General features: G+C 33.1%; 13 protein-coding genes. 4 read left to right on the forward strand and 9 right to left on the reverse strand.

Features of this window, described 5'->3' with window-relative positions; translation table 11 throughout:
- The first annotated feature begins 643 nt into the window (after window positions 1-643).
- The 3 genes from BUB36_RS12575 (at window position 644) to BUB36_RS12585 (ending at window position 4,338) form a co-directional block, all read left to right on the forward strand.
- Complete coding sequence (locus BUB36_RS12575) at window positions 644-1,924, forward strand: sensor histidine kinase (RefSeq protein ID WP_165613086.1); 1,281 nt, start codon at window positions 644-646, stop codon at window positions 1,922-1,924.
- Complete coding sequence (locus BUB36_RS12580; RefSeq protein WP_073150771.1) at window positions 1,921-2,787, forward strand: response regulator; 867 nt, start codon at window positions 1,921-1,923, stop codon at window positions 2,785-2,787. The genes BUB36_RS12575 and BUB36_RS12580 overlap by 4 nt, the downstream gene beginning before the upstream one ends.
- Before the next feature lie 333 nt (window positions 2,788-3,120).
- Window positions 3,121-4,338 carry a dicarboxylate/amino acid:cation symporter gene (locus BUB36_RS12585; RefSeq protein ID WP_073150774.1) on the forward strand — a complete coding sequence of 406 codons (1,218 nt, stop codon included), beginning with the start codon at window positions 3,121-3,123 and terminating at the stop codon, window positions 4,336-4,338.
- Between the two features lie 122 nt (window positions 4,339-4,460).
- Here the strand turns inward: BUB36_RS12585 and purD are convergent, their stop codons facing one another.
- The 9 genes from purD to BUB36_RS12630 form a co-directional block, all read right to left on the reverse strand.
- A complete protein-coding gene (purD, locus tag BUB36_RS12590; protein ID WP_073150776.1) occupies window positions 4,461-5,720 on the reverse strand; it encodes a phosphoribosylamine--glycine ligase in 1,260 nt (419 codons plus the stop codon).
- 118 nt (window positions 5,721-5,838) lie between these two features.
- Window positions 5,839-7,380, reverse strand: a complete 1,542-nt coding sequence (gene purH / locus BUB36_RS12595; RefSeq protein WP_073150779.1) for a bifunctional phosphoribosylaminoimidazolecarboxamide formyltransferase/IMP cyclohydrolase — start codon at window positions 7,378-7,380, stop codon at window positions 5,839-5,841.
- 91 nt (window positions 7,381-7,471) lie between these two features.
- Window positions 7,472-8,101 carry a phosphoribosylglycinamide formyltransferase gene (gene purN / locus BUB36_RS12600; RefSeq protein ID WP_073150782.1) on the reverse strand — a complete coding sequence of 210 codons (630 nt, stop codon included), beginning with the start codon at window positions 8,099-8,101 and terminating at the stop codon, window positions 7,472-7,474.
- Window positions 8,092-9,129, reverse strand: coding sequence for a phosphoribosylformylglycinamidine cyclo-ligase (gene purM, locus BUB36_RS12605; protein WP_073150785.1), 1,038 nt, complete (start codon window positions 9,127-9,129; stop codon window positions 8,092-8,094). Before purM ends, purN begins: the two co-directional genes overlap by 10 nt.
- A gap of 29 nt (window positions 9,130-9,158) precedes the next feature.
- Entirely contained in the window at window positions 9,159-10,577 is a 1,419-nt protein-coding gene (gene purF / locus BUB36_RS12610; RefSeq protein ID WP_073150788.1) for an amidophosphoribosyltransferase, read from the reverse strand.
- 129 nt (window positions 10,578-10,706) lie between these two features.
- Window positions 10,707-11,408: a phosphoribosylaminoimidazolesuccinocarboxamide synthase gene (purC, locus tag BUB36_RS12615; protein ID WP_073150791.1), complete on the reverse strand. Its 702-nt coding sequence runs from the start codon at window positions 11,406-11,408 to the stop codon at window positions 10,707-10,709.
- A gap of 54 nt (window positions 11,409-11,462) precedes the next feature.
- The gene (gene purE / locus BUB36_RS12620; RefSeq protein WP_073150794.1) at window positions 11,463-11,993 is read right to left on the reverse strand and encodes a 5-(carboxyamino)imidazole ribonucleotide mutase; all 531 of its coding nucleotides are present in this window, start codon (window positions 11,991-11,993) and stop codon (window positions 11,463-11,465) included.
- Window position 11,994: 1 nt separating this feature from the next.
- The gene (locus BUB36_RS12625) at window positions 11,995-13,137 is read right to left on the reverse strand and encodes a 5-(carboxyamino)imidazole ribonucleotide synthase (protein WP_073150796.1); all 1,143 of its coding nucleotides are present in this window, start codon (window positions 13,135-13,137) and stop codon (window positions 11,995-11,997) included.
- Between the two features lie 196 nt (window positions 13,138-13,333).
- Window positions 13,334-17,104, reverse strand: a complete 3,771-nt coding sequence (locus tag BUB36_RS12630) for a phosphoribosylformylglycinamidine synthase (protein ID WP_073150799.1) — start codon at window positions 17,102-17,104, stop codon at window positions 13,334-13,336.
- Window positions 17,105-17,488: 384 nt separating this feature from the next.
- Here BUB36_RS12630 and BUB36_RS12635 point away from each other — a divergent pair, with 384 nt between their 5' ends.
- Complete coding sequence (locus BUB36_RS12635) at window positions 17,489-18,370, forward strand: LysR family transcriptional regulator (protein WP_073150802.1); 882 nt, start codon at window positions 17,489-17,491, stop codon at window positions 18,368-18,370.
- Window positions 18,371-18,411 lie beyond the last annotated feature (41 nt).

Here is an 18,411-nt window from a genome sequence, read left to right on the forward strand (position 1 = left end):
AACCCATTGATTTTACTTAAAATTCATATCAAATTTATTAAACCTTGAAGTTGTTTATCTCTAGCAAAATTCCTAAAAAATATACTCCTATAAACTAGATGATTTCTTTATCTTACTAGGTATCCCCTATTTAAGATACTTTGTCAGCAGTAAAAGCTTTTAATTATGTTGTTTCAAAACTAAAGTCTATTCCTGAAAGCTTAAATTTTATAGTTTATGGTAACCTAATATATTTTACTTTTTAAGACCTGCTTTCCTCTTAAAAAGCGTATACCTGTATCGAATAAAACTATTTTTTATTTCATGCCGCCTTTCATAGAACTTTTTACAATACTAAATATTTTGAGTTGTATCTTGTGTTTGTAAAAATAGTATAACATACTAAATCAGAAAATAATGTAAAATATTGTCTAAATTAGAAGTTGTAAGAAAATTGTAAGAAACAGAGTTAAAGGGAACGGTTTTTTTGACTCAAAAGACAAGGAGTTATCGGTGACGGTTCTTTTGGAGTTATCGGTGACGGTTCTTTTTGACTCATTATTTTTTGATTTTTCAGTTTTCTTTGTCTTAAACTATAGTATATAATATTTATAACAAACCAAGATACCATATAAAACAACATATGTTTGAAAGGAGTGGTAAATTGGAGATAATTAAAGAAAATCGGAGAAAAATCGAAAATATTTTTGCAATATGCATATTAACTGTTTTTATGGGACAAATATATATTACTCCTTATGCTTATGGCTTTAGGCTATCTTTAGCAGTTCTTATTTTGTCATTATTCCTATTATATTTTAAAGACTACAATGAAATTTTAATTTGTATATTAGTTGGTTTTTTAATGTTTATATTTAGAAGTCTAATTACATTTCTTAGCTATGGCAATCATAGCTTTATTGGGACCATATTGATATACCTACCTGTCATTTCCTTCTACGTATCCTTTGGTATTTTATTCAAGCTATTGGAGGTACGAAATAAGATTAATAACCCAATAAATTTCATGCTTAGCTTATGGGTTTGTGATTCTTTTTCAAATTTAGTAGAAGCTTTTATACGTAAAATTTGGACATTAGGTAATTTTGATAAAACTGTTATATTAATAATCATGATGGGCTGTATAAGAACCATAATTACCTACATGGTCTTTTGGATGAGCAATTATTATGTAAGAAGATTTAAAAACGATCAAAGAGAAAAGCAGCTTAAAGAATTAGTTTTATTTACTTCACATCTTAAAACGGAACTGTTCTTCTTAAATAAGTCCAGAAATGATATTGAAAATACGGTATCTTTAATTCATGATTATTATCATAATGTTAAATCTCCAGATTTAAAAGCAATATTGCTAAAGGTTGCCAAAGAGATACATGAAGTAAAAAAGGATTATTTAAGAGTAATAGCTGGTATGGAAGCAGCCTTTAATAAAGAAGATCCCCTTAATTATATGAGTAATAAAGATATTTTGTATATTATCAAAGATAACATGCTTAAAATAGCTGCAAAGCATAACAAACAAATAGATCTATCTATTTACTATGATACTATTTTTACTACAAAAGAATTTTATCAATTGATATCTATTATCAACAATTTAGCGATAAATAGTATTGAAGCTATTGATAAGTTTGGTAAAATTAAAATAGATTGTTATAATGATAATAATATAGTTAAATTTATAGTTTGGGATAATGGTGAAGGTATCAGAAAGGATAAGCTACTTGATATTTTTGATGCTGGTTACTCATCTAAATATGATAAAATAACAGGCAAAATGTCCAGTGGTGTTGGACTAACCCATGTTAAGCATATAGTAGAAAATTATTTTAATGGCAGTATAGAAGTAGAATCTGAAATAAATAAATATACTAAGTTTATAGTTAAAATACCATACTCAAAGCTTGTTGGAGGTCAAAAATGAAAAATACTATCTTTGTCGTAGATGATGATACAAGTATAGTAAATATTTTAAATAATATTATCGATGAAAATTTTCCAGGTGAATTTATAGGCATGGCTACTACAGGTAGTGCAGCAATAAAGAAAATTTCTTTGTTGAGGCCAGATATAATATTGCTAGACTATCTATTGCCCGATAAAGATGGCCTAGATGTAATAAAAGAGATACAAATCCTTTACTCTCCTATTATTATCATGATTTCGGAAGTAAGTGACAAAAATATGATAGCTAAAGCATATAATCATGATATAGAGTTTTTTATTAACAAACCAATAAATGTAGTTGAAGTGATGACTATAATAAATAAAGCTAAAAGAAATTTCGTAATGAAAAATATAATAGCCAATTTAAAGAACACCTTCACAAATATAGATTATTTATCAAGCTTAGAATACAGTCATGCAACTAGTGATCTTCAACTTAAGCTTAAACGTTTTTATAATAAATTGGGGATTATAGGTGAAAGTGGCTGTGATGATCTTATAAACGCTACTATTTGGGTAGATAATTTAAAGGGGAAAAAATATAAATTATCAGATATGTACAGATCTCTTGTTAATGATCCTAAAGATAAAAGCCAACTATATGCTGTTGAACAACGTATAAGGCGAACAATATCTAAAGCATTTAATATAATGGCGTCACTTGGTATTGAGGATTATATGAATCCTGTATTTGAAAACTATGGTTCTCGATTATTTGACTTTAACGAGCTTCGAAAGCAAATGAACTATCTAAAGGGACGTTCTCTTAACCAAGGTAAAATCAATATTAGAAAGTTTATTGAAAGCAGTATTATCCTTATTCATGATCCTATCAAATAATCAATCTTTTGAATTATCTGACTATTTTTTAGTCTTTTTTAGTCTTTTAACGTCTTGTTCTGTCTGAAGGTATATATATTATTAAAGATAACCAACTCTAAAGTATTATAAATTTCATAGAAAAAATGTAGAAACATTCATTATTTTCTATGAAATTTCTATTAAGTTTTAATGTTGGTTATCTATATAGGATTTACATAGTAAAACTTAATTTATACATGTACAAATACGCAACATTTCTGGGCGTTTTGGATATGTATAAATTAAAGTCTTTACTTAAATTCCTATAATTGAATTAATAATATATTAAAACTTTTGGAAAGGAATGATGTTATGAAAAAAATGAAGTTAACAACTAAAATCTTTCTAGGACTTATTCTTGGTATTGTTGTTGGTCTATTCATGCAAAGCATACCTAATGTAGCTCAAACTTATATCAAGCCCTTCGGTACTCTATTTCTTAACATGATTAAAATGATAATAGTCCCATTGGTGTTTTCATCTCTAATCGTTGGTGCTGCTAGTATAGGAGATCCTAAATCACTAGGTAGAATTGGTGGTAAAACAATTGTCTATTATCTTGCAACCACAGCTATTGCAGTATCTATCGGGTTATTGCTAGGTAAGATAATCCACCCTGGCAGTGGTTTAACTATCCCAGTAGATGCTAATTCAGCTGCTGCAGAAGCTCCTTCTATAGTATCTACATTACTAAACATTATTCCAAAAAATCCACTAAAGGGTTTAGTAGAAGGAAACATCCTACAGGTTATAACCTTTGCTCTATTTTTAGGTATTGGTTGTACCGCTATAGGTGAAAAATCAAAATCCTTCGTTAGCTTTTTTGAAAGCTTAGCTAACATAATGTATAAGATCACATCCTTCATAATGGAACTGGCACCATATGGTATATTCGCTTTAATAGTTCCTGTAGTATCTGAGTATGGTATAGACGTATTAAAGCCACTAAGTTTGGTTATATTTGCAGTATATCTTGGTTGTATATTACACGCACTTATTGTATATTCTTCAGCAGTTAAAATATTCGGTAAACTTAATCCTACAAAATTCCTTAAAGGTATTGCTCCTGCTGCCATTACAGCCTTTAGTACAACAAGCTCATCGGGTACTCTTCCTGTAACAATTAAATGTACTCGTGAAAATCTTGGAATTTCAGAAAAAATAGCTAGTTTTGTGCTTCCATTGGGTGCAACTATAAATATGGATGGTACTGCACTATATCAAGGTGTATGTGCACTTTTTATTGCTCAAGTCTATGGTATTGAATTAACTTTAGCTCAAATGGCTACAATTGTCTTGACTGCAACACTTGGCTCTATAGGTACTGCTGGTGTTCCTGGCGGTGGATTCATAATGTTAACCCTTGTACTTCAGTCTGTAGGCTTACCTTTAGATGGACTTGTACTTATAGGCGGTATAGATAGAATCCTAGATATGGCAAGAACTTCTGTTAATGTGGTTGGTGATGCATCATGTGCTGTAGTAGTTGCTGCAACAGAAGATGGTTTAGATCCTGTTACTCAATCATAATACGATACTAATTAAATTGAAAAGCAATCTTGATAGAACTAAATTTCTAATTAAGATTGCTTTTTTATTCCTATAAATGAAGCTTTTTATTTATAGTATATATAAGAGAAATAGTACTTGGCTTACCCAAGTGCTATCTCTCCTATATCCCTTCTATATTGTTTTCCTTCAAAATTTATTTTATCAATATTTTTATATACAATTTCTCTAGCTTCATTTATTGTATCCCCAGTGGCTACCACTCCAAGGACTCTGCCACCATTGGCAACTACCTTGCCATCTACAAGCTTGGTTCCTGCATGGAATACTACTACATTCTTTACATTTTCAAGTCCATCAATAGCTTTTCCCTTTTCGTAGGTTCCTGGATAGCCCTCTGAGGCTAGTATAACACACACTGCCTTCTTACTTGACCATTCTATGACTTGGTCTTTTAATTTTCCTTCTAATATGCTTTCTATAATTTCTACTAAATCAGTTTTAAGTCTCGAAAGTACTACCTGTGTTTCTGGGTCACCAAATCTTGTATTGAACTCTAGCACATTTGGCTGTCCGTCCTTAATCATTAGTCCTATAAACACTATACCTCTATAATCCAATCCATCAGCTTTAAGACCATTTATAAAAGGCATTAATATTGTATTTTTAACCCTTTCTTTAATATCATCATTATATACTATACTTGGGGAATATGTTCCCATACCACCTGTATTTGGTCCTTTATCACCATCAAAGGCTTTTTTATAGTCTTGGGCGCTAACCATAGGTACTATAGTTTCTCCATCAACAAAGCAAAGAATTGAGGCTTCTATTCCATCTAAAAATTCTTCTATAACTACCTTTGATCCTGCATCGCCAAACTTCTTATCCTTCATTATCATGTTCAATGCTTCGTAGGCTTCCTTTTCATCCTGTGCAATAATTACTCCCTTGCCTGCTGCAAGTCCATCGGCTTTTATAACCATAGGATATCCATAGACTCCTATATCATTTATTGCTTCATCTACATTGGTATATTCTCTATATTTAGCAGTAGGGATGTTATGTCGCATCATAAAGTCCTTGGCAAATGCCTTGCTTCCCTCAAGTTGAGCACATGCTTTATTGGGTCCAAATACCTTTAACCCCTCTTCTTGAAATTTATCAACAATTCCATTCACCAATGGTACTTCAGGTCCAACCACAGTTAAATCTATATCCTTTTCTAATGCAAAGTTTAGTAGACCCTCTATATCTTCAGCCTTTATATTGACTAGCTCCGCCATATCTCCTATCCCAGCATTTCCAGGTGCACAGTATATCTTATCCACCTTTGGACTTTGGGACAGCTTCCATACCAAGGTATGCTCACGTCCACCACCACCAACAACTAGAACCTTCATAGCTCTTCACCTCCGAATGACTTATGGGTAATACTCTTAGGTCAAGATTCAGACTAAGATTAAGTTTGAGTATTAAGGTCAAATCCTTATAAGCTTGACCCTATTGTCTTAGAACTTTCTAATGTTTAAAATGTCTCATTCCTGTAAATACCATTGCTATACCGTACTTGTTGGCTGCTTCGATTGATTCTTGATCTCTTATTGAGCCGCCAGGTTGAATTATAGCTGTTATACCTGCCTTGGCTGCTGCTTCAACACAATCGGAAAATGGAAAGAAGGCATCTGATGCCATTACACTTCCTTTAACTTCTATGAATGCTTGCTTAATTGAGTTTTCTACCGCCCAAATTCTATTTACCTGTCCAGGTCCTATACCTACAGTTTGCTTATTTCTAGCCAGCACTATACCATTTGATTTAATATGTTTACATACCTTCCAAGCAAATTTTAAATCTTCCATTTCCTTTTCAGTAGGTATTCTTTCCGTTACTACTTTCAATCCATCTTTATATAACTGGCAATTTACATTTTGAAGAAGAATTCCACCATTAACTTTTTTCATATCCATAGCTCTTTCCCATTGCTTTTTACTTATATTTTCTAGTTTCAAAAGCCTTATATTTTTCTTTGATTTTAATATTTCAAGGGCCTCTTCATCAAAATCTGGAGCTATAACTATTTCTACAAATATTTTATTTATTTCCTCTGCAGTTCTATAGTCTATGCTTCTATTGGCAGCTATTATTCCGCCAAATATTGATTTTGGATCACATTCATAGGCTTTCATATATGCGTCATAAATATCATAGCCACTGCCTACCCCACATGCATTTGTATGCTTTACACCTACTACCGTCGGCTCTTCGTATTCCTTTAATAGCTCCAAAGCTCCATTTGTGTCATTTATGTTATTAAAGGACAGCTCTTTACCGTGCAGCTTAATTGCATTAACCAATGAACCTTCATTTTTTCCTACTTCTTTGTAAAATGCCGCTTTTTGATGTGGATTTTCGCCATATCTTAAATTACTAACCTTTTCATAGGTAAGGGTTAAGATTTCTGGAAGCTCTTTACCATCTAATCTATTTCTTAAATAGCCAGCAATTAATGTGTCATAATGGGATGTATGCTCAAATACCTTTAACGCCAATTCATATTTAGTTTCATAGCATACTTCATTATTCTCATTAAGCTCATCAATTACTTTATCATAGTCTCTAGGATCAGTTACTACTGTAACATATTTAAAGTTTTTGGCAGCAGACCTTAGCATTGTTGGTCCACCTATATCAATATTTTCTATGGCTTCATCAAATTCTACATTTTCTTTAGAAATAGTTTGTTTAAATGGATAAAGATTTATCACCAATAAGTCTATTGGTTTAATATTTAATTCCTCAAGCTGTGCCATATGGGCTTCATTATCCCTTATTGCAAGTATTCCGCCATGGATAACAGGATGTAGAGTCTTTACTCTTCCATCCAAACATTCGGGAAAACCTGTAATATCCGATACTTTAGTTACTTCTACACCATTTTCAATAAGCTTTCTAGCAGTTCCCCCAGTAGAGATAATTTCTACCCCTAATTCTTTAAGCTTCTTAGCAAATTCTACAATTCCAGTCTTATCTGAAACACTGATTAAAGCTCTTTTTATCATGGCAATAACCTCCTTTTGATTTACCAAAGTGACTTATTGAGTGATATTCAATATCAAGCTTAACCTAAGCCTCCACCCAATAGACCAGTCCCTAGCTCATACTTATCTTAACCTTCCTACCCTCAACATGTAATCTATCTTCACAAAACAACTTCACTCCAAGTGGTAGAAGCTCATGTTCTATTTTCAATACTTTTTTCGACAAGGTTTCCACCGTATCATTAAAATCTACTTCTACAGTTTTTTGAAGTATAACTGGTCCCGTATCAGTTCCTTCATCTACAAAATGTACAGTAGCTCCAGTTAGCTTCACTCCATAATCCAATACTGCTTTATGGACTCTAGAGCCATAATACCCTTTGCCACAAAAGCTTGGAATAAGTGAAGGATGAATATTTATGATTTTATTTTTAAAAATCTCAACAAATCTTTTATTGAGTATACTCATATATCCAGCAAGGACTATCAAATCTATCTCTCTTTTTTTTAATACTTCTATAAGTTTATCATTTCTGGAATCCACATCGGGATAGTTTTCTTTCCCTATATATATACCTTCAATATCATGGTTTGCAGCCCTTTTTAAGGCATATGCATTCCTCTTACTGGAAATAACCACTTCAATTTTTCCATTAATACTACCATTTTCGATATTATCTATTATTGTTTGCAGATTGCTTCCCCTGCCTGAAACTAATACAGCAATTTTTTTTACTGACATAAACTCACCCCATGTATGCCCTTTACCACTGTACCTATTCTATAGGCTTCTTCACCATTATCATTAATAAACCCAAGCATCTCATCTGTATCCTTTTCCTTTACGATAAGTATATATCCTATACCCATATTGAAGGTTTTAAACATTTCCTCTATTTCTATATTTCCTTCTCTTTGCATCAACTGAAATATAGGTAAAACCTTCCAGCTTCCCAGATTAATCTCTACACCTAATCCATCTGGAATAATTCTTGGAATGTTTTCATAAAAGCCTCCACCAGTTATATGAACCATACCGCCTATTTCATATTCCTTAAGCACCTTCATAACTATATCAGCATATATTTTAGTCGGTCTCAATAGGGTTTCTCCCAAGGTCTCTCCTAATTCTTCAATATATTTATCTACACCATAGCCTAATTTATCAAAGAAAAGCTTCCTTACTAGGGAATATCCATTGGAATGGATACCACTTGAGGGTAATCCTACAACTACATCCCCGTCTTGAATTTTACTTCCATCGATAATCTTATGCTTATCTACTATCCCTACACTAAAACCAGCCATATCATACTCGCCTTCGTCATAAAATCCAGGCATTTCAGCAGTTTCTCCTCCAATAAGTGCTGATCCTGACTGCATACAGCCCTCTGAAATACCCTTCACTATGTCTGCAACCTTTTCAGCCTTCAATTTTCCAGTTGCAATATAATCTAAAAAGAATAAGGGCTTTGCTCCCTGACATAGTATATCATTAACACACATTGCTACTAGATCAATGCCTACGGTATCGTGTTTATCCATCATAAAAGCAAGCTTTAGCTTAGTTCCAACTCCATCGGTTCCAGAAACTAAAACTGGTTCCTCGTAGGCTTTAGCATCTAGCTGAAATAGTCCCCCAAATCCACCTAAATCACATAGCACATTTTTAGTAAATGTATTCTTTACATAACCCTTCATTAAATCTACAGCCCTAGCACCTTCTTCTATGTTTACTCCTGAATCTGTATAGGTTAGTTTTTCACTCATCAAATAGTCACCCCATATAAAAGATTTGTCTACTTTTTCTCAAATAAAAACTTATTACCTGAACTTGGAACCTCCATAGGATAATTTCCACAAAAACAAGCAGTACAGAGCCTTTTATCTTCCATATCAATGGATTCTACAAGTCCTTCTATACTTATATACCCCAAGCTGTCTACTCCGATTTCCTCTCTTATTTCTTCTATTGAATGGGTAGCTCCTATTAGCTGCTTTCTTGTTGGAGTATCTATACCAAAGTAACATGAATGGGTAACAGGTGGAGAACTGACCCTTAGATGAACCTCCTTAGCTCCAGCTCTTCTAAGCATCTCTACAATTCTACTGCTTGTAGTTCCTCGAACTATGGAGTCATCAATTAAAACCAATCTCTTACCTTCAACATTTTCCTTAAGTACGCTAAGCTTTAGCTTAACCATAAGCTCTCTCATTTTTTGATCTGGTTGAATAAAGGTCCTACCTAAATATTTGTTTTTAAGCAAGCCTTGTCTATAGGGAATTCCTGACTCCTCTGCATAGCCTATGGCAGCAACTGTTCCTGAATCTGGTACAGCCATGACTATATCTGCATCTACGGGATGCTCCTTAGCAAGTATTTTTCCAGCTTTAATTCTACTTTTATATACACTTTGTCCATCTAAAAAACTATCGGGCCTAGCAAAATATACAAATTCAAAGGAACAAAGAGCCTTTTGTTTTCCTTCATCATACATAATTGATTCTATGCCGCTATCATCTATTATAACAATCTCACCTGGTTTAACATCTCTTATTAATTCTGCTCCAACAACACTAAGGGCACAGCTTTCCGATGATAAAACATATCCGTCATCAAGTTTCCCAACACATAGGGGTCTTAATCCATGGGGGTCTCTTACTCCAATAAGCTTACCCTCACAAATAATACTTAGTGCAAAGGAGCCTCTTATTCTTTGAACAGCTTTAACGATTGCCTCTTTGAAGCCAAGATTATAATTCTTAGCTATTAGATTAGCTATTACTTCGCTGTCTATTGATGTCTGAAATATAGAGCCATTGTCTTCTAACTCATCTCTAATTTTGTCAGCGTTTACTAGATTTCCATTATGGGCAAGGGCTATTGACCCGCCTTTATATTGAACTACCAGTGGTTGAGCATTGGTTACATAGCTTTCTCCTGTTGTAGAATATCTAACATGTCCAATTCCTATATTGCCATTTAATCTACCTAGTACAGTATCATTGAAAACCTCTCTAACTAATCCCATTTCCTTATAATAATGTATCTTACCATCGTTATATACTGCTATTCCTGCACTTTCTTGCCCTCTATGCTGCAATGTTACCAATCCAAAGTATATCATTCTAGATAGGTTTTGCCCGCTTTTTGAGTATATTCCAAATACTCCACATTCTTCGTTTAGTTTATCAAAATCAAAATTATTGCAGTACATTTTACTTTGTCCCTCCGTATTTTGTTAGGAAAAAGGAGATAGGAGATAGGAAAAAGGTTTTTAAGACCTTCTTATGGGTCTTAACTTGACCTTTCACCTTTCTCCCTTCTCCTATCTTCCATTATTATATTACTGTAATCTTCCTAATACCTCTTCGTAAGCCTCTTCAACATCTCCTAAATCTCTTCTAAATCTATCCTTATCAAGCTTTTTATTAGTATCTGCATCCCATAATCTACAAGTATCAGGTGAAATTTCATCTGCAAGTATCACTTCTCCATCATGTAAACCAAATTCTAATTTAAAATCAATAAGTTTAATATTTCTTTCCTTAAAAAATTCTACTAGAATGTCATTTATCTTAAAAGCATATTCCTTAACCTTTTCAACCTGCTCATCGGTTGCAAGTTCAATAGCTCTAATATGATATTCATTAATCATCGGATCACCTAAGTCATCGTTTTTGTAGCAAAACTCTAGAACTGGAGTCTTCATAAGAGTTCCTTCTTCAAGTCCCAATCTTTTAGCTAAAGAACCAGCTGCAACATTTCTCACAATAACTTCTAGAGGAAGTATTTTTACATCCTTTACCATCATCTCTCTATCATTTAAAAGCTCTATAAAATGAGTTGGTATTCCCTTTTCTTCTAAAAGCTTAAAAAGCAAAGCTGACATTTTATTGTTGATTACACCTTTACCAAGAATTGTGCCCTTTTTAACTCCATTAAATGCTGTTGCATCGTCCTTATACTGTATAATATATACTTTTTCATCATCAGTTTTGAAAACCTTTTTAGCTTTACCTTCATATATCATTTCCTTTTTTACCATTTTTTTATCCTCCTAGGCAGCTACCAGAATGTTTTCTTTATACAATTTTTTTAATTACTTTGCCATTTTTTCTAAGTATTCCTTATAGCCCATATCTTCTAATTTATTTGCTTTCAATAGTACTTCTTTTTCTAAATTTTTTTTATATACTTTTACTTTGTTTCTAATCTCTGGGTTTGTTATCCCCAATATTTGTGCTCCTAAAATTCCTGCATTTTTAGCTCCATTTATTGCCACTGTAGCAACTGGAACTCCCCCAGGCATCTGAACAATTGATAAAAGTGAATCTATTCCATTAAGTGTTGATGTTTTTATAGGAACGCCTATAACTGGTAATTCTGTAATTGAGGCAATCATTCCAGGTAAATGGGCTGCTCCTCCTGCTCCAGCAATAATTACCTCCAATCCTCTATCTCTAGCACTTTGCCCGTACTGAAATAATTTCTGAGGAGTTCTATGGGCTGAAACTACTGTCAATTCATAATCTATGTCAAAATCATCTAATATCTTAGCTGCTTCACTCATGACAGGCAAATCCGAATCACTTCCCATAATAATTCCAATCAATGGTTTTTTATGCTTCATATTAAGCCTCCTTAGATATAGCTTTTAAGACATTCTTTACCCTATACGCCTTTTCTATAGCTTTCTCAATCTGTTTATCAACAATAGTAACATGCCCCATTTTTCTATAGGGCTTTATCTCTTTTTTTCCATAAATATGAACGCTAACTCCTGGAATTTCTAAGGCTTCGTTGACTCCTATATAATCTGCTGTCCCATAATGATTTTTTTCTCCTAAAATATTCATCACTACTGTAGGAACTATTAGCTCTGTGGAGCCAAGAGGTAAACCCGCTATACATCTTATATGCTGTTCAAATTGAGATGTAACGCATCCTTCGATTGTATAATGTCCTGAGTTATGCACCCTTGGAGCAATTTCATTAACTAAAATTTTCTTATCCTTTGTCAGAAACATCTCAACTCCAAATACTCCTATACCATTTAAAGCCCTCACACATTTTGCAGCAATTTCTGATGCTTCTTTATAAATATTTTCGTCTACCCTTGCAGGAGCTATAATCATATCACAGATATTTTCCTCTTTATCGAATACCATCTCAACTAAAGGATAACATCTTATTTCACCATGCCTATTCCTTGCAACCATTATTGCTAATTCTTTCTCAAAATCAATATATTCTTCAAGAAATGACTCTGTTTTTAATCTATTTTCTATATCGTCTTTATTCTTTATAATATAAACGCCTCTGCCGTCATAGCCTCCTCTACAAGCCTTCTGAACAACAGGAAAACCTAAATCTTTATCTATAAATCCATTATCATTAACTCTTTTCCACCTACTAGTTGGTATATTGAACTTATTAAGAAATTCTTTTTGCCTTGATTTATCCTTAATAATTTCCAAAACCCTTGAAGTAGGAAAAATATTTTTCCCATCTTTCCCAAGTCTTTTTAATATTTCGGTATTAATATGTTCTATCTCAAAAGTAGTTATATCACATTCATTAACTAATTCTTCAATTTTTTCTTCATTATTGAAATCAGAAATAATCTGTTTGTCTGCAATTTGACTAGCGGGTGAATTAGGCGTAGGGTCTAGTATGGTAACAAATAATCCCATTTTTTTAGCCTCTTGTGCTATCATTTTACCTAGTTGCCCTCCACCTATAATTCCAATCTTCAAGTCAATAAATCTTTTCAAATATATCACCCCTTGACTTAATCTTAGCAAAAAGGAATTTCTTAGTCAACGATTAATGCGTATATTTTAAAAATATTTTATTTATATAGTTCGTTTAGAATTGAACTTTATATATAAACATTATTATTATGTTCATAAATCTTCTTTTGTTCTTTATTTATATAATTTTTAGAGCCACTTGGTTTTTAAATGATTTTTAACCAAAATACCCTATTCCAGCTTCAAATAATTTCTGATCCTTATTGCCTGGTATGTTCTTACATATATCCTTACCAAGTCTTTCTGAGTGACCCATTTTGCCAAGGATTCTTCCATCTGGACTAGTTATTCCCTCAACTGCATTAAATGAGCCATTAGGATTAAACTCTCCATCATAGCTTGGGTTTCCACTAAAATCAACATATTGTGTAGCAATCTGACCATTTTTTATAAGCTTTTTCATTACATCATCTCTAGCAACAAATCTTCCTTCTCCATGGGACATGGCTATTCTATGAACATCTCCAACCTTTACATTGTTAAACCAAGGAGAAAGATTAGATACTACCTTTGTCATAGGCATACATGATACGTGACGTCCTATCCTATTGAAGGTTAAAGTTGGACAGCTTTCATCTATATCCCTTATTTCTCCATAGGGTAGTAAGCCTAGCTTTATAAGGGCTTGAAATCCATTACATATACCTAACATCAATCCATCCCTATGTTTCATAAGCTTCATAACCGCTTCCTTTACCCTAGGGTTTCTAAATACGGTTGCTATAAATTTACCTGAACCATCGGGTTCGTCTCCTGCACTAAAGCCACCAGGCAAGGCTATGATTTGAGAATTGTCTATCTTCTGTACTATTTCTTCAATAGACTTTTCAATATCCCTTGGAGTAAGGTTTCTAAAGACCATGGTCTCAGCAATACCTCCAGCCCTTTCAAAGGCTCTAGCTGTATCATACTCACAATTTGTACCTGGGAATACAGGTATTAATATTCTTGGTTTTGCAATCTTTACACTAGACTTTTTTATGCTTCCCTTTTCATATGCTATTGTTTCTGGTTCTCCCTCCGCATCTTCTTTGATTGGGAAAATATCCTTTAATGGTTCTCTAAAGGCTATTATAGCTTCATCAAGATCAATGGTTACTCCATTTATATCAATTGCTCTTTTCTCCTGAGTTCTTCCTAAAATTTTATACTCAATACCACTTAATAATTTATCTAAATCTTCCTTTGAGTCTATTTCTAAAATCATTGAACCATAATCAGCCTTAAATAGCTGCTGAGCTTCCATTTGATCTAGGAATTTAAGTCCTATTTTATTTCCAAATGCCATTTTAGAAACCGTGGCTGCTATACCACCTATTCTTACAGCATCAGCAGCCAATATTTTTTTGTCTTGAATAAGCTCATAAATTTTAGAATAATTTTTATCAAGTTTGTCAAAATTTGGGATATTTCTCTCATCCTTTTTAAGTGGTATCAATACCACATAACTATTTTCTCTCTTAAATTCTGGTGATACAATAGCTCTAGCATCTGCTATATCTACAGCAAAGGATACTAATGTAGGAGGAACATTTAAATCCTTAAAGGTTCCTGACATACTGTCTTTTCCTCCGATAGCTGGTATCATAAGCTTCTTTTGAACATAAAAAGCTCCTAGCAATGCACTAAATGGTTTACCCCATTTTTCTTTATCGTCACCTAATTTTTCAAAATACTCTTGTAATGTTAATCTGATACCTTTATAGTTTCCTCCAAGGGCTACAACCTTTGAAATTGACTCTATTACTGCGTACACAGCTCCATGGAAGGGACTCCATTTAGCAAGCCTCGGATTATAACCATATGTCATTATGGTGCAAGTATTGGTTTCTCCATCCAGTACTGGTATTTTTGCTACCATACCCTCAGTAGGTGTTAGGGAATATTTGCCACCAAAGGGCATTAGTACTGTTCCAGCACCTATTGTGCTATCAAATCTTTCAACTAATCCTTTTTGATCAGCAACATTCAAATCCTTTAAATTTTCTATCCATGCAGCTTTAATTTCTTTCCCTTTATATTCAGAGGCTGTACTATCAAAATAATTATCTTTCTTTGATGGCTCAATTACCTTAGCCTTTGTTCTTTGCTTAACACCATTTGTATTTAAAAAATCTCTGCTGATATCTAAAATACTCTCTCCACGCCATTTCATTATCAATCTACCAGTGTCAGTTACCCTTGCCACTAAGGCTACTTCAAGATTTTCTTCCTTTGCAATCTCTTTAAATTTATCTAAATCGTTTTTGTCAATCACTACTGCCATACGTTCTTGAGACTCTGATATAGCAAGCTCTGTTCCATCTAATCCTTCGTATTTCTTCGGAACCTTATCTAAATCTATTTCTAGGCTATCGGCAAGTTCACCTATAGCAACTGAAACTCCCCCAGCTCCAAAATCATTACATTTTTTAATAAGCTTTGTGAGCTCTGGTCTTCTAAATAATCTTTGTATCTTTCTTTCAGTGGGAGGATTTCCTTTTTGCACCTCTGCTCCACATGTGAAAATAGACTCTTCTGTATGTTCCTTAGAAGACCCTGTAGCTCCTCCACATCCATCTCTACCAGTTCTTCCACCAACGAGTAATATTAAATCTCCCTCTACAGCCTTTTCCCTTCTAACATTTTCCTTTGGTACAGCTGCAATAACCGCACCAATCTCCATTCTCTTCGCTAAAAAGCCTTCATCATATATTTCAGCAACCTGCCCAGTAGCTAGTCCTATCTGATTTCCATAGGAACTGTATCCCGCAGCAGCTTCTATAGTAATTTTTCTTTGAGGCAGCTTTCCAGGTAATGTATCTTCAATTCTTGCTCTTGGATCTCCACTTCCTGTAACCCTCATGGCCTGATAAACATATGCTCTCCCTGATAATGGGTCTCTTATAGCTCCACCAAGGCAAGTGGCTGCACCACCAAAGGGTTCTATTTCAGTAGGATGATTGTGGGTTTCATTCTTAAACATAACAAGCCATTTCTCATTTTTACCATTTACATCCACATCAACTTCTATACTGCAAGCATTTATCTCATCGGATACCTCAAGGTCATCTAGCTTACCTTTTTTCCTAAGTTCCTTCATTGCCATAACTGCTATGTCCATAAGACAGATATCCTTCTTTTTATCACGATAAACGTACTCTCTGGATTTTAGATATTCATTATATGCTTCTTCGATGACATCTCCATATAAACCCTTTTCAATCTCAGCTTCTTCTATCTCTGTAAGGAAAGTGGTGTGCCTACAATGATCCGACCAATAGGTATCTATTACCTTCAGCTCAGTAATAGTTGGATTTCTCTTTTCCGTATCTCTAAAATAGTCTCTACAAAATAAAAGATCATCAATGTTCATTGCAAATCCTAATTCTTCTCTAAAAACTGCAATCTCGTCTTCACTTTTATCGATAAACCCTTCTAAAATTTTAACCTCCTCTGGATCTTCCACTTTCATTTCCAAACTGTCAGGCTTTTCAAGGGAAGCTTCCCTTGAATCTACTGGATTTATACAATAATTCTTTATTTTATCAAAATCTTCGTTATCTATACTTCCCTTTAATATTAATAATTTAGCAACATGAACAATTGGCTTTTCTTTTTGAGCTAATATCTGAATACATTCAGCAGCAGAATCGGCTCTTTGATCATATTGTCCAGGTAAAAACTCTATAGCCAATACCTTTTCATCATCATTAATCTCTAAAACTTCATCATATACATTGTCAACATTCGGTTCAGAAAAAATAGTTCTTTTTGACCTTTCAAATTCTTCTATGGAAACTCCAGATATATCATAACGATTAATAACCCTGATATATTCAAGTTCTTTTATTCCTAAATTATCCTTTATATTTTTTAATAAATGCTGTGCCTCGACATCAAAACCTCTTTTCTTTTCGACAAAAAGTCGCCTAACAACATTTTTCATGGTTTTTCCTCCTATATTTATTGAAATAGTTTTCTTATAATATTTAATATTGTATAATTTAACTCTCCAAGCTATTTTCTATTGCGGGAGTTTTAATATTTCCTTTTCGTTCATATAATAAACCTGTTTTTTTATATAAAGGGAAAAACAGGTTTATAAAAATCACTCAAATGAAATATTAAAACCCTCTAAGTTATCTTAAAACAAAAAAATTTATTTACTATCACAATAAGTTAACATATATATCAAATCATAACTATATAAGTATTCACTATTAATTATTCACTATTTACCGCTTGTCTCCCTTTACAATTTAATTCTAACATAGTAAAATATATAATTAAAATTAATAATATTAATGTTTATTATAAGGAGAGCTAAGGAATGGATATTAATTTTGAGCTTTACAAGGTTTTTTATTTTGCAGCAAAAACTATGAACTTTTCTAAAGCCGCTGAAAAGCTTTTTGTATCCCAATCAGCAGTAAGTCAATCTATAAAGCTTTTAGAAAAAAGGTTAAATACTAAGCTTTTCTTTAGACATACTAAAAATATGAAGCTAACTTATGAAGGTAAAACCCTTTTTAAACATATAGAGCAAGCCTTTAACTTTATACGCTCTGGCGAAAGGGCTTTATCTGAAATCAATAACCTAACTCAAGGTGAAATACGAATCGGTGCCAGTGATACAATTTGTAAATATTTTCTCCTTCCTTACTTCAAAAAATTCCATGAGGATTATCCTAATATAAAGATTCACATAACAAATAGACCATCTCCAGTATGTATAAATTTATTAGAGAGTGGGAGCATCGACATCGCAGTAGTTAATTTAAGTAATAAGTATAAATATGAAAATTTAAATGTAACTCCAGTGAAGGCTATACAGGATGTTTTTATTGCTGGAGAAAATTTCAGTAATTTGAAGAATAAAGCTGTCAAATTGAAGGAGCTTGAAAAATATCCAATATTAAGTCTGGAAAAAAATTCGACAACAAGAAAGTACTTTGATGAATTAATTAAAAAAAATGACGTAAAAATATTGCCAGAATTCGAGCTTGATAGTATAGATTTGCTTGTAGAAATGACTAAAATAGGTCTGGGGATTTCCTTTGTCATAGAAGATGCTATAAAGGAAGAACTGAAAAATGAAAGGATTTTCACACTGAATATTAAAGAAAATATTCCCAGTAGAAGTATAGGGGTTGTTACCCATAGTAAGATACCCCTACCACCTGCAGGAAGGGAGTTTATTAGGATGTTTTAACAAAGTTTGTTGTTGCCAGTTCTCGTTTTCCTGTTAACGGT

It is taken from the genome of Paramaledivibacter caminithermalis DSM 15212, assembly GCF_900142245.1.
Lineage (GTDB): Bacteria > Bacillota > Clostridia > Peptostreptococcales > Caminicellaceae > Paramaledivibacter > Paramaledivibacter caminithermalis.

Coding starts and splice junctions, on each gene's coding strand:
- BUB36_RS12580 (WP_073150771.1), top strand. CDS start 1,921: ATGAAAAATACTATCTTTGTCGTAGATGATGATACAAGTATAGTAAAT.
- BUB36_RS12585 (WP_073150774.1), top strand. CDS start 3,121: ATGAAAAAAATGAAGTTAACAACTAAAATCTTTCTAGGACTTATTCTT.
- purD (WP_073150776.1), bottom strand. CDS start 5,720: ATGAAGGTTCTAGTTGTTGGTGGTGGTGGACGTGAGCATACCTTGGTA.
- purH (WP_073150779.1), bottom strand. CDS start 7,380: ATGATAAAAAGAGCTTTAATCAGTGTTTCAGATAAGACTGGAATTGTA.
- purN (WP_073150782.1), bottom strand. CDS start 8,101: ATGTCAGTAAAAAAAATTGCTGTATTAGTTTCAGGCAGGGGAAGCAAT.
- purM (WP_073150785.1), bottom strand. CDS start 9,129: ATGAGTGAAAAACTAACCTATACAGATTCAGGAGTAAACATAGAAGAA.
- purF (WP_073150788.1), bottom strand. CDS start 10,577: ATGTACTGCAATAATTTTGATTTTGATAAACTAAACGAAGAATGTGGA.
- purC (WP_073150791.1), bottom strand. CDS start 11,408: ATGGTAAAAAAGGAAATGATATATGAAGGTAAAGCTAAAAAGGTTTTC.
- purE (WP_073150794.1), bottom strand. CDS start 11,993: ATGAAGCATAAAAAACCATTGATTGGAATTATTATGGGAAGTGATTCG.
- BUB36_RS12630 (WP_073150799.1), bottom strand. CDS start 17,104: ATGAAAAATGTTGTTAGGCGACTTTTTGTCGAAAAGAAAAGAGGTTTT.
- BUB36_RS12635 (WP_073150802.1), top strand. CDS start 17,489: ATGGATATTAATTTTGAGCTTTACAAGGTTTTTTATTTTGCAGCAAAA.